The organism is Actinomycetospora straminea, from assembly GCF_028737255.1.
GTDB lineage: Bacteria > Actinomycetota > Actinomycetes > Mycobacteriales > Pseudonocardiaceae > Actinomycetospora > Actinomycetospora straminea.
Genome location: NZ_JAQZAN010000027.1, coordinates 1 through 12,583 on the forward strand (window position 1 = coordinate 1; position 12,583 = coordinate 12,583).

At 73.8% G+C, this 12,583-nt stretch carries 8 protein-coding genes and 2 tRNA genes; 7 read left to right on the forward strand and 3 right to left on the reverse strand.

Features of this window, described 5'->3' with window-relative positions:
* Positions 1-324 precede the first annotated feature (324 nt).
* Positions 325-2,421, reverse strand: coding sequence for a bifunctional copper resistance protein CopD/cytochrome c oxidase assembly protein (locus PH190_RS26965; RefSeq protein WP_274234629.1), 2,097 nt, complete (start codon positions 2,419-2,421; stop codon positions 325-327).
* A gap of 60 nt (positions 2,422-2,481) precedes the next feature.
* Between PH190_RS26965 and PH190_RS26970 the strand changes: the two genes are divergently transcribed.
* Positions 2,482-2,554: transfer RNA gene (locus tag PH190_RS26970), tRNA-Arg, on the forward strand.
* A gap of 165 nt (positions 2,555-2,719) precedes the next feature.
* Here the strand turns inward: PH190_RS26970 and PH190_RS26975 are convergent.
* Positions 2,720-3,553: an alpha/beta fold hydrolase gene (locus tag PH190_RS26975; protein ID WP_274234630.1), complete on the reverse strand. Its 834-nt coding sequence runs from the start codon at positions 3,551-3,553 to the stop codon at positions 2,720-2,722.
* A 24-nt stretch (positions 3,554-3,577) separates the two neighbouring features.
* On the opposite strand from PH190_RS26975, the gene PH190_RS26980 reads away from it, so the two are divergent.
* The 4 genes from PH190_RS26980 (at position 3,578) to PH190_RS26995 (ending at position 7,565) form a co-directional block, all read left to right on the forward strand.
* Positions 3,578-4,141: a TetR/AcrR family transcriptional regulator gene (locus tag PH190_RS26980; protein ID WP_274234631.1), complete on the forward strand. Its 564-nt coding sequence runs from the start codon at positions 3,578-3,580 to the stop codon at positions 4,139-4,141.
* A 49-nt stretch (positions 4,142-4,190) separates the two neighbouring features.
* On the forward strand, positions 4,191-5,375 hold the full coding sequence (locus PH190_RS26985; RefSeq protein WP_274234632.1) for a macrolide family glycosyltransferase: 1,185 nt from the start codon (positions 4,191-4,193) through the stop codon (positions 5,373-5,375).
* Positions 5,376-5,392: 17 nt separating this feature from the next.
* Positions 5,393-5,944 (forward strand): putative glycolipid-binding domain-containing protein, encoded by a 552-nt coding sequence (locus tag PH190_RS26990; RefSeq protein ID WP_274234633.1) that lies wholly within the window; start codon positions 5,393-5,395, stop codon positions 5,942-5,944.
* A 199-nt stretch (positions 5,945-6,143) separates the two neighbouring features.
* Complete coding sequence (locus PH190_RS26995) at positions 6,144-7,565, forward strand: WS/DGAT/MGAT family O-acyltransferase (RefSeq protein WP_274234634.1); 1,422 nt, start codon at positions 6,144-6,146, stop codon at positions 7,563-7,565.
* On the opposite strand, the gene PH190_RS27000 is transcribed toward PH190_RS26995, so the two are convergent.
* A complete protein-coding gene (locus PH190_RS27000; protein WP_274234635.1) occupies positions 7,566-9,038 on the reverse strand; it encodes a gluconokinase in 1,473 nt (490 codons plus the stop codon).
* A 139-nt stretch (positions 9,039-9,177) separates the two neighbouring features.
* Between PH190_RS27000 and PH190_RS27005 the strand changes: the two genes are divergently transcribed.
* Together PH190_RS27005 and fdh are read left to right on the forward strand one after the other, a co-directional pair.
* A tRNA-Sec gene (locus PH190_RS27005) sits at positions 9,178-9,273 on the forward strand.
* Between the two features lie 49 nt (positions 9,274-9,322).
* Positions 9,323-12,556, forward strand: coding sequence for a formate dehydrogenase (gene fdh / locus PH190_RS27010; protein ID WP_274234636.1), 3,234 nt, complete (start codon positions 9,323-9,325; stop codon positions 12,554-12,556).
* Positions 12,557-12,583 lie beyond the last annotated feature (27 nt).

The following is a 12,583-nucleotide window of genomic DNA, read 5'->3' on the forward strand; positions in this document are numbered from 1 at the left end:
AAACACACCAAACATTCAGCACACTGTTGAGTTCTCAAAGGACAACCACACGCGCTTCTGCGAGGCCGTTTCCGGCCCGTTTCTTCGCGGTGTCGACCACCTTACCCGATCCGATCGTGGCCGTTCCCGGGGGGTCCCGGTCGGTCCGTCCGATGATCGGACGCGGTCGGTGCGTGCACCCGAAGGGCTCGGCGCGACCGCGGTCTTCGACTGTACCCGAGGCGCTGGGCCCCGGTCGGCTCCCGGCCGGCCGCTGTCGGCGTCCGTTCCCCGGGTGCGGCGTCAACTGTACGCGACCGTCCGGGCTGACCCGCAACGCGGGGGTCAGCTCCGGCGTCGCTCCAGGTCAGGCGCCTCGTCCTCCGCCGGCGTGGCGTCGTCGTCGGTCGCCGTCGACGCCGGGCGACCCGTCGTCGCGAGCGAGCGGAGCATCGCGTTGTAGGCCTCGAGGTCGGCGTCGCCGTCGCGGTCGGCCCGGCGGTCCTCGCGCCGCGCGGTGCGCTCGTCGGCCCGCGACCACTGCACCAGCAGCGCGACGAGCACCAGCAGCATCGGCGCCTCGCCCGACGCCCACGCCAGGCCGCCGCCGGTGGTCTGGTCGGCGAGCCGGTCGATCCACGGCATCTCGAGCTGCTGGTAGAAGCCCGAGCCGATCACCGTGTTCGAGCTCATCACCGCGATCCCGAAGAAGGCGTGCAGCGGGATGGCGACGAAGAGCAGGCCGAGGCGGCCGATGGGCGGCAGCGGACGAGGGCTCGGGTCGATGCCGACGATCGGCCAGAAGAAGATCAGGCCGACGAGCAGGAAGTGCAGGTTCATCGCCACGTGCGCCCAGTGAGACGCGAGCGCGACCTCGAACAGGCCCGAGAAGTACAGGACGTAGAAGCTGCCGACGAAGAGCGCGAGGGCGACCAGCGGCTGGGTCAGGACCCGCGCGACCGGCGAGTGCACCGCCGCGAGCACCCACTCGCGCGGTCCCGGCGGCGCGCCCGCGCCCGCGGGCGGCAGCGCCCGCAGCAGCAGCGTCACCGGCCCGCCGAGGACGAGCAGGATCGGCACCAGCATGTTGAGGATCATGTGCTGGGCCATGTGCACGCTGAACACGGCGGGCGCGTACCGGCCGAGGCCCGAGGACGTCGCGACCAGCAGCACGAGGCACGCGGCGAGCCACGCGACCGTGCGCCCGACCGGCCAGTCGTCCCCGCGACGGCGCAGGCGCCGCACCCCGGCGAGGTAGAGCCCGGCGAGGACGAGCGAGAGCGTGCCGAAGATCAGGTCGAACCGGGCGTCGGTGAGGAGGCCGGCGGCCGTCAGCGGCTCGTCGATCGGGTAGCCGAGCAGCGCCTCGGTGCGCGTGGGCAGCGGCGCGGGCACCACGGGCGGCGGGGTGCGCCCGAGGGCCACGGCGACGCCGAAGGTCGCCGCCATGAGCAGCACCTCGAGGCCCGCGAAGCGCACGAGCGCGCCCTGGTCGCCCGCGGCGAGCGCGGGCAGCGTCCGCCGGCGGTGCCACCACCCGAAGCCGCCGAGCGCGACGAGCGCCAGCACCTTGACGAGCACGAGGGCGCCGTAGGTGCTCGTCACCAGGTCGCCGGGGGTGATGCGCACCAGCGCGTTGACGACGCCGGAGATCGCGAGCACGACCCAGCAGACGAGCGCGACCGCGGAGAACCGCCGCGCGGCGAGCGCGGGGTGGCGGCCCTTCGCGGCGAGGTGCGTGACGAGCGCGGTGAGCCCGCCGACCCACAGCGCCGCGGCGATCACGTGCATCACGAGGCTGTTGCTCGCCACGTCGTGGGCGCTGCCGCCGGCGGAGTGGCCCGTGAAGGCGAGCGGGAGGAGCCCGGCGAGCGCGACGCCGAGGCCGACCACGGTCGCGCCCCAGCCCAGGACGACGCGGGTCACGACGAGGGCCACGAGGGCGACCAGCGCGGTGAGCGCCCACGCCGTCGTGGTCTCGATGCCGGTGACCGAGGCGCCGAGGATGCGAATGTCGAGCATCTCGGAGACCGGTCGCCCGTAGGCGTCGGCCGCGCTGAGCGGGATCATCAGCAGCGCCGCGGCCGACCACGACGCCGCGGACCACGACGCCACGCGCACCGCCCGGTACCCGTCGGCCGACAGCCAGCCCGAGGAGGCTGGTGGCGTGAAGAAGGCCGCGAACAGCAGGAAGCCGACCGTGGCGGCCGCCGCCACCTGGCTGATCGCCCGGACCACGGGCAGGGCGTAGACGGTGACGGGGCCGGGGTCGGGCAGGCCGAGGCGGGCGAACGTCGCCGCGCCCGACAGCGTGCTCAGCGCGAGGGCCACCACCGCGGCGACGGCCAGCAGCGGCCCGACCTGCGCGGCGAACAGGCCGCCGGGAGCGGCGCGTGCCGCGGGGGTCGGCGCCTCGGTGGGCGGCGGGGTCGTGGTGGCCACGCGACCAGGGTAGGTCGCCGTCGTGGGGTGCACGTCCGGTCGGGCTACGCTCCCCCGCGAGCCCCCGTAGCTCAACGGATAGAGCATCGGCCTTCTAATCCGACGGTTGCACGTTCGAGTCGTGCCGGGGGCGCCTCCGCTCGACGAGGGTGTCGAGGCCGTGGGCCCGATCGCCGAGCAGCCGCCGGCAGAGCGCGGCCTCCCGGTCGTGGGTGAAGAGTTCGCTGGTGTCGGTCATGCGACCACGCTGACGCGACGCCGGCGACCGGGCCAGGGTCCTTGCCGGAACGGCACAGCCTCAAGGGCCGGCCAGGAAGTCGAGGACCTCGCGGGTGAGGCGGTCGGGGTCGTCCTCCATGAGGAAGTGCCCGGCCCCGTCGACCACGACGAGCTCGGCGCCCGGGATGTCCTTCACCAGCCGCTCGGCGTAGGAGACGGGCTGCCACCGGTCCTCGCGCCCCCACACGATGCGCACGGGCACCGCGATCTCGCCGAGCCGGTCGGTGAGCTCCTCGGTCCAGCGCGAGTCGTAGTGGCGGACCTGGTGCTCGAAGAAGGAGGTCCGGCCGATCGGGGTGCGGTGCGGGGCGAGGAAGGCGCGCAGCTCGTCGCCGGTCATGACGGACTCGTCGGCGACGGTCATCGTGAGCTGGCGGGTCATCATCGCCTCGAAGTCCTCGGCCGACATGCCCGCGTAGCTCTCGAGGCGGGTCCGGATGATCTCCCGCCAGGTCTCCGACGGCCACGAGTCGTAGCTGACGGTGTCGATGAGCATGAGGCGCCGGACCGTGCCGGGGTGCAGGACGGCGACGCGCTGGCCGATCGCCCCACCGATGTCGTGGGTGATCAGGGTCGGGCACGTGACGCCGAGCTCGTCGAGCAGGCTGAGCAGCAGTTCGGTCTGGGCGGCGACCGAGGTGTCGCGGTCGAGCGGGCGCTCGGAGTCGCCGTAGCCGAGGAGGTCGTAGGTGATGACCCGGTGGCCCGCGGCCTCGATCGCCGGCGCGACGTGCCGCCACTCGTGGGAGTACGAGGGCGTGCCGTGCACGAGCACCACGGGGTCGCCCTCGCCGCGGTCGCGGTAGGCCAGGCGGACGCCGTCGACGAGGAGGTGTCGGTCGAGGAAGGTCATACTAGGTAGACTAGTCTACCCAGCATGAGCGCACGAGGATCTGCCCGCGCGAAGCTGCTGGACGCGGCGGCGGCGCGCTTCTACGCCCACGGCGTGGCGGGCACGGGCATCGACGTCATCACCGCGGACGCGGGCGTCGCGAAGATGAGCCTCTACAACAACTTCCGGTCGAAGGCCGAGCTCGTCGCCGCCTACCTCGAGCGACGCCAGCAGGAGTTCCTCGACCTCCACCAGCAGCGGCTCGCCGCGCTGCCGGCCGACGCGGGCCCCGGCGTCCGCGTGCTCGCGGTCTTCGACGCGTACCTGGAGCACGCCGAGGGCGCCGCCGACTTCCGTGGCTGCGGGCTGCTCAACGCGGCCGGCGAGCTGCCCGCCGGCGACCCGGGGCGGGCGACCGTGGCGCGGCAGAAGGCCGAGGTCGAGGGGCTGCTGAGGGAGGCGCTGGCGCCCCGCGAGGACGCCGACGCGCTCGCCGAGCACCTGTCGCTGCTGCTCGAGGGGGCCATGGTCCGCGGCGGGCTCGACGGTGACCCGGACCGCCTGCGCCGGGCCCGCGCGATGGCGGCGGCGCTGGTCGGGGCGGAGTGACGGGAAATCGCGTCGTCGGGAGGATCGGCGAGTCCCTACGGTGCCGCCCATGTCGCGCATCCTGTGCGTCGCCCTCGCGGGCCACGGCCACGTCACGCCGATGCTCCCGATCGTCGGCGAGCTCGTGCGACGGGGCCACGACGTCGCCTTCGCGTGCGGTCCCGAGCACGCCGACGCGGTGACGCGCGGGGGTGCCACATGGGTGGAGCTGCCCGGGCTGCCGCCGTTCGTCCCGCCCGCCGAGGTCGGACCGGACGCAGTCCTCACCTGGCTGCGCCACTTCTTCGGCGCGCTCGCGCGGACCTATCCGGTGCTGCTCGCCCACGCCCGCGAGCGGCGCCCGGACGTCGTCGTGTACGACGCCACCAACTGGCCCGGACGGCTCGCGGCGCACGCGGTGGGCGTGCCGGCGGTGCGGACCGTGCCGAACCTCGCCGAGAACGAGCACTGGCGCGGCATCGACCACGCCCTGTTCGCCGGGCTCCACGACCACCCCGAGGCCGCCCGGCTGGGCGAGGACGTCGCCGCGTTCGCCCGCGAGCACGGCGTGGAGCTCGACGTGGCCGCGACGCTCGAGGTCGTCGAGGACCTCAACCTCGTCTTCGTCCCCCGCACCTTCCAGCCCGCCGGCGACACCTTCGACGACCGCTTCCTCTTCCTCGGCCCCGTGGTCGGCGAGCGCGGCGAGGAGCCGTTCGCGCCGCCGGTCGACGACCTCCCGCTGGTCTACGTCTCGCTCGGCTCGATCTTCACCGGCCGCCCCGACGTCTACCGCGCGTGCCGGGACGCCTTCGCGGACGGGCGGTACGCGGTGCGGATGACGGTCGGTGACGTCGACCCCGCCTCGCTGGGGCCGCTGCCGGCGACGATGGAGGTGGCGGCCTGGTCCCCGCAGCTCGCGGTGCTGCGGCACGCGGCGGCCTTCGTGACCCACGCCGGCATGAACTCGACGATGGAGGCGATCCACCACGGCGTGCCGATGGTGGCCCTGCCGCAGATGCCCGAGCAGGTCGTGAACGCCGACCGGGTCGCCGAGCTCGACCTCGGGCGGCGTCTCGCGCCCGACGGGGTCACCGCCGGAGCGCTGCGGGCCGCGGTGGACGACGTCACGACCAGTGTCACGGTGCGCGCTGCCGTCGCGGCGATGCGGGAGGACGCGGCGCGGGGCGGCGGAGCCGTGGCCGGCGCGGACGCGATCGTGCACGTCCTGGGCTTGCCCGGATCGTCCGGCTAGCGGTTGGCTCTCCGATCGTGCTCGCCCCGTTCCCCGCCTTCGCCGCGTGGCGGTTCGTCGACGGCGTCGACGGGTTCGAGGTCGTCTACCCCTCCCCCGGCCGCCTGCGCGGGCACACGTCGGCGGTCGAGGACGGCCTCCCCTACGCGGTGCGCTACGAGATCGTGCTCGACGACGACTGGCACACGCGCTGGGCGCGGGTGTGGACCGACACCCTCGACGGGCCGCGCGAGGTCGTGCTCGTGTCCGACGGCGCCGGCAGCTGGACGGTCGACGGTGCACCGGCCCCGCACCTCGACGGGCTCGTCGACATCGACATCGAGGCCTCCGCCTGCACGAACACGCTGCCGGTGCACCGGATGGCGATGCCGGTCGGCGAGGTCGTCACGGCGTCCGCGGTGTACGTCCGCGCGCTGGACCTCGCGGTGGTGCGCCTCGACCAGACCTACCGCCGGCGCGACGACCACCGGTTCGACTACACCTCCGAGGGCGACTTCACCGCGCTCCTCGTCTACGACGACGCCGGGCTGGTCGTCGACTACCCGGGGGTCGCGCGCCGCTTCGCGTAGGACGTGCCGGGGCGGCTCGTGCCGCCGTCGACGCCACCGTGCTCCGCGAGTCGGCCGGTGGCCGGCGCCGCCCGGGTGACGACCGGCCTGGTGCCGCGGCGCGATCCCGCGACACCGACTCACCAGTAGGTCACACTGGCGGACGAATCGGCGCGCCCGTCTGCGGACGGGGGCGCACCGGAGGCCGAAAGGGATGTCGATGGCGACCATGTCGTTCCGGGACGCGATGTTCCTGCTCGCGGAGTCGAGGGAACGACCGACCCACGTCGGGTCGCTGATGCTCTTCGACCGACCCGAGGGCGCCGGGCCGGACTACCTCGCCGACCTGCACCGACGGCTCGTCTCCGGCGACGTCGAGGTCGCGCCGCTGTTCCGGCGCCGCGCGACCCGGGGGCTGTCCTCGCTGGGCCAGTGGTCCTGGGTGAACGACGACGACGTCGACATCGAGTACCACGTCCGGCTCTCGGCCCTGCCCCGGCCGGGTCGCATCCGCGAGCTGCTCGAGCTCGTCTCCCGCCTGCACGGCAGCCTGCTCGACCGGCACCGCCCGCTGTGGGAGTTCCACCTCATCGAGGGCGTGGAGGGCGACCGCTTCGCGGTCTACAGCAAGATCCACCACGCGATGATGGACGGGGTGCGCGCGATGAAGCACCTCGAGAAGGCGCTCTCCACCGACCCGGAGCGCCGCGACATGCCGCCGTTCTGGGCCGTCGACCCGCGGCCCGGACGGGCCAGCCGTCCGGTGGGCGAGAAGGCCCCCGCGCCGACGGGGTGGCTCGGGTCCGCGCGCGAGTACGTCGGCGGGGCGCTGCGCACGGCGGGCACGCTCGCCGATGGCGTTGGGCAGTCGCTGAACGTGGGACCGGCGCTGCTGTCCTCGGCCTACCGCGGACTCGTCGAGCACGACCTCGCGCTCCCGTTCGAGGCGCCGCCGACCATGCTCAACGTCCCGATCACCGGCGCCCGCCGGTTCGCCGCGGAGTCGTGGCCGCTCAAGCGCATCCAGCGGGTGCGCGAGCGCACCGGCACCACGGTCAACGACGTCATGCTCGCGATGAGCGCGGGTGCCCTGCGGCACTACCTCGCCGACCACGGCGGGCTGCCCGACAAGCCGCTGGTGGCCGCGCTGCCCGTCGCCCTCGAGGACTCGGGGTCGGGCAACGCGCTGGGCGCGATCCTCGTCAACCTCGCGACGAACGAGCCCGACCCGGCCGAGCGCCTGCGGAAGATCCGCCAGTCGGGGCTGGCGGCGAAGCAGAACCTGCAGGGGCGCGACCCGATGACGATCGCCGCGCTGTCCGCGGTCGTCGCCGCCCCGATCGGCCTCGGCCTGGTCCCGGGCTCGTCGGCGGTCAACCAGGGCTTCAACCTGATCATCTCCAACGTGCCGGGACCGAAGGACCCGCTGTACTGGGAGGGCGCGAAGCTCAGCGGGATCTACCCGATCTCGGTGCCGCTCGACGGCCAGGCCCTCAACATCACGGTCATGTCCTACGCCGACTCCATGGAGATCGGCATCACGGGCGACCGGCGGGCCGTCCCGCACCTGCAGCACCTGCTCGGCCACCTCGAGGACGCGCTGGTCGAGCTCGAGGCGGTCGCGGACGCCGCCGACCGCTGATCACAGCCGGTCGATCACGGGGCCCAGCACGTCGTGCGCCCGCTCGAACAGGGGCAGGCGCGCGGCGTGCACCCGGGCGTCGGGGCCCGGGTGCCGGGTCTCGCCGAGCGGGATGCGCTCGGCGACGTCGACGAGCGCGTCGGGGCCGGGCGGGAGCAGGCCGACGCCCTGCATCCCGAGCAGCGCGGCGCCGAAGGCCGAGCCCTGGTCGACGGTCGGGAAGCCGACGGGCAGGTCGAGGGCGTCGGTGAGCAGACGCCGCCACAGCGTGCTGCGCGCGAAGCCGCCGGTGGCGCGCACCTCGTCGACCTCGAACCCGGCCTCGCGCATCGAGTCGAGCACGAGGCGCAGCTGCAGGCACACGCCCTCGAGCAGGGCCCGCACGACGTGGCCGGGCGTGTGCCGCCGGTGCAGCCCCACGAGCGCGCCGGCGCCGCCGACGTCCCAGTGCGGAGCGCGTTCGGGCAGCAGGTGGGGCAGGGCGAGCAGGCCGTCCGCGCCCGCCGGCACCTCCGCCGCGGCGGCGAGGAGGTCGTCGACGTCCCTGCCGAACGTCTCCCGGGCCCAGTCGAGGACCAGCCCGCCGTTGGTGACGGCCCCGCCGACCACCCAGCGGCCGTCGGTGAGGTCGTAGCAGAACACGCGACCGCGGGGGTCGACGGCGGGCCGCTCGACGGTGACGCGCAGGGCGCCGCTGGTGCCGATCGAGCACGCCGCGACGCCGGGACGCACGGCGCCGACCCCGAGGTTGGCCAGAGGCCCGTCCGCGCCGCCCGCGACCATCGGCACGCCGGTGGGCAGGCCCCAGCCGGTCTCGCGCAGCCGCCCGACGACGGTGGTCGGCGCGACCGGCTCGCCCAGGACGGCGGGGGTGATGCCCGCGATCCCCAGGGCCTCGGGGTCCCAGGTGCCGGCGGCGACGTCGAGGAGCCCGCTGCCCGAGGCGCAGGAGGTGTCGGCGACCCGGGCGCCGGCGGCGCGGGCGAGCACGAGCTCCTTGATGCCGCCCCAGGTGTGCGCGGCGGCGTGCAGGCTCGGGCGGGCGCGGCGCAGCCAGGCGAGCTTGACCAGCGGGCTCATCGGGTGCACGGGCGTCCCGGTGCGGCGGTGCAGGTCCAGGGCGCCGTCGCGGGCCCGCAGCTCGCGGGCGACGTCGCTCGCGCGGCTGTCGGCCCAGGTGATGAGGGGCCCGATCGGGTCGCCGCGGTCGTCGAGGGCGAGCAGCCCGTGCATCGCCGAGCTGAACGACAGCGCCGCCACCCGCGCGGGGTCGAGGCCGGCGAGGGCGTCGCGGACCGCGTCGCCGACGGCCTCGTAGACCGCCTCGGGGTCCTGGACGGCGGCGCCCGGTTCGGGCTCGTCGAGGTGGTGGGGCGCCTCGCCGCTGCCGTGCTCGGCGCCGTCGGCCGAGAACGCGACGGCCTTCGTGGCCGTGGTGCCGATGTCGACGCCGAGGACGAGGTCGGGGGTCACGGGGCCGCCACGGGCCGGGTGTCGCTCGCCGTCCACACGCCCGGCCCTGTTCCCCGCGGGGACGACGGCCCGAACCTGCCCGGAGTGTCCGTCGTGCCCCGACCTGCGTGCCCACGGACCCCGACCTAGGCTGCTCCGCGGAGGCGTCAGGGTTCCTGGTGGGCCCCGCGGTCTTCAACACCGTAGTGGCCGAGCATCTCGGCCAGGCGGGTTCGATTCCCGTCCGCCTCCGCCAATCGACACAGCCACACCACCACCTCTCCTCGACCCCAGGGGGCCAACACGTGGGTGCGCGCACCTGGCTCGGCGAGTGGCCGATCTTCCGGCAGGCCACCGGGCCCGACCCGCTCGGACGCGGCGCCGCCGTGCAGAGCCCCCGCACACAGGCCCTGGGGCCACGGACCGCGGACGCCGACGAGGTCGTCAAGTCCGTCTGCCCGTACTGCGCCGTCGGTTGCGGGCAGAACATCTACGTGCGCGACGGGCGCGTCACCCAGATCGAGGGCGACCCCGACTCGCCGGTCTCCCGCGGGCGCCTGTGCCCCAAGGGCTCCGCGTCGACGTCGCTCGTGACCTCCCCGACGCGCGTGACGACCGTGCGCTACCGGCGCCCGTACGCCACCGAGTGGGAGGACCTCGACCTCGACACGGCGGTCGACATGATCGCCGACCGCGTCATCGACGCCCGCCGGCGCGGGTGGCAGGACACCGACGACGACGGCCGCGTCCTGCGGCGCACCCTGGGCTTCTCCAGCCTGGGCGGCGCGACGCTGGACAACGAGGAGAACTACCTCATCAAGAAGCTGTTCATGGCGCTCGGCGCGATCCAGGTGGAGAACCAGGCGCGCATTTGACACAGCGCCACCGTCCCCGGTCTGGGGACCAGCTTCGGTCGTGGCGGCGCCTCGAACTTCCAGCAGGACCTGCAGCACAGCGACTGCATCGTCATCGAGGGCTCGAACATGGCGGAGGCCCACCCGGTGGGCTTCCAGTGGGTCATGGAGGCGAAGCGCCGCGGCGCCACGGTCATCCACGTCGACCCGCGGTTCACGCGCACCAGCGCGGTGGCCGACCTGCACGTGCCGTTCCGGGCGGGCGCGGACATCGCCTTCCTCGGCGGGCTCATCCACTACGTGCTGGACAACGAGCTCGACTTCCGCGAGTACGTCACGACCTTCACGAACGCGGCCGAGATCGTCGGCGAGGACTTCGCCGACGCGGACGCCACGGGCATCTTCTCGGGCTACGACCCCGAGACCGGGCGCTACGACCCGATCTCCTGGCAGATGGAGGGCGGGGGTTACGAGGCGCCGGCGGCCGGGATGCGCGACCACTGGGAGCCCGAGTTGCGCGAGCACCACGCCGCGCACGCCTCGGACACCGCCGGTGGCGCGGGCGAGCAGGCCCACGCCCCCGCCGACCCGCCGCGCGACGACACCCTCCAGCACCCGCGCTGCGTCTACCAGGTGCTCAAGCGGCACTACGCGCGCTACACGCCCGAGGCGGTCGCGTCGGTGTGCGGGATGTCGACCGAGCAGTTCCTGGAGGTCGCCCGCGCGATCACGAGGAACTCCGGCCGTGACCGCACCACGGCGTGGGTGTACTCGGTGGGCTGGACCCACCACACCGTCGGCGCGCAGTACATCCGCGCGGCGGCGATCCTGCAGACGCTGCTGGGCAACATGGGCCGTCCCGGCGGCGGCATCCTCGCGCTGCGGGGGCACGCGTCCATCCAGGGCTCGACGGACATCCCGACGCTCTACGACCTGCTGCCGGGCTACATCCCCATGCCCAACGCGCACCTGCACGAGGACCTGCGGAGCTTCCTCGACGCGGACGCCGCGAAGACCGGGTTCTGGGGTCACATGGACGCCTACCTGGTCAGCCTGCTCAAGGCGTGGTGGGGCGACGCGGCGACGCCGGAGAACGACTTCGCGTTCGGGTACCTGCCGCGCCTGACCGGCAACCACGGCACGTACGGGATCGTCCGCGACCAGATCGACAAGAAGACCTTCGGTTACTTCCTCGTCGGCGAGAACCCGGCGATCGGGCACGCCAACGGCAAGATGCAGCGCCTGGGGCTCGCGAACCTCGAGTGGCTCGTCGTCCGCGACATGCAGATGATCGAGTCGGCGTCGTTCTGGAAGGACGGCCCGGAGATCGAGACCGGGGAGCTGCGCACCGAGGACATCGGCACCGAGGTCTTCTTCCTGCCGTGCGCCAACCACACCGAGAAGTCGGGCACGTTCACCAACACCCAGCGGCTGCTGCAGTGGCGCCGCGAGGCGGTGCACCCGCCGGGTGACGCCCGCTCGGAGCTGCACTTCTACTTCCACCTCGGCAAGCGGATCCGGGAGAAGCTCGCCGGCTCGACCGACGAGCGCGACCGCCCGCTGCTCGACCTGACCTGGGACTACCCGACGTTCGGCGTGCACGCCGAGCCGGACCCGGAGTCGGTGCTCGCCGAGATCAACGGCTTCGACGCCGACGGCGACCACCTGTCGAGCTACACGCAGATGAAGGCCGACGGGTCGACGTCGGCCGGCTGCTGGATCTACACCGGGGTGTTCAAGGACGGCGTCAACCAGGCCGACCGGCGCACGCCCGGCTCCGAGCAGGACTGGGTCGCGGCGGAGTGGGGCTGGGCGTGGCCCGCCAACCGGCGCACGCTCTACAACCGCGCGTCCGCCGACGCCGACGGCAGGCCGTGGAGCGAGCGCAAGGCCTACGTGTGGTGGGACGCCGAGCAGGGCTCGTGGACCGGCCACGACGTCCCCGACTTCGAGGCGACGAAGCCGCCGTCGTACCGGCCGCCGGAGGGTGCGCACGCCGAGGACGCCCTGTCGGGCACCGACGCGTTCATCATGCAGGCCGACGGGAAGGCGTGGCTCTACGCGCCGACCGGGCTCGCGGACGGCCCGATGCCCACGCACTACGAGCCCGTCGAGTCCCCGGTGGCGAACCTCCTGCACGACCAGCAGGACAACCCGGCCCGCGAGGACATCGACCGGGCGTGGAACCGGCTGAACCCGGCCATGTCGGAGACGTATCCCTACGTCTTCCTGACCTACCGGCTCACCGAGCACCACACCGCGGGCGGCATGAGCCGATTCCTGGGCTACCTCTCCGAGCTCCAGCCGGAGTTCTTCTGCGAGGTCTCCCCCGCCCTGGCCCGCGAACGGGGCCTCGAGCACCTCGGGTGGGCCACGCTGATCTCGGCGCGGACCGCGATCGAGGCCCGCGTCGTCGTGACCGAGCGCATGAAGCCGCTGCGCATCGGGGACCACGTGGTGCACCAGATCGGACTGCCCTACCACTGGGGGTCCAACGGCCTGTCCCAGGGCGACCCGGCGAACGACCTGCTCGGCGTCGTCATGGACCCCAACGTCCACATCCAGGAGTCGAAGGTGGCGACCTGCGACATCCAGCCCGGGCGTCGACCTCGCGGACCCGCGCTGCTCGAGTTCGTCGAGTCCTACCGGCGCAAGGCCGGGGTGGAGCCGGGAGGCATCACGTGACCAACGTCTTCGACCGGGCGGGCGGGA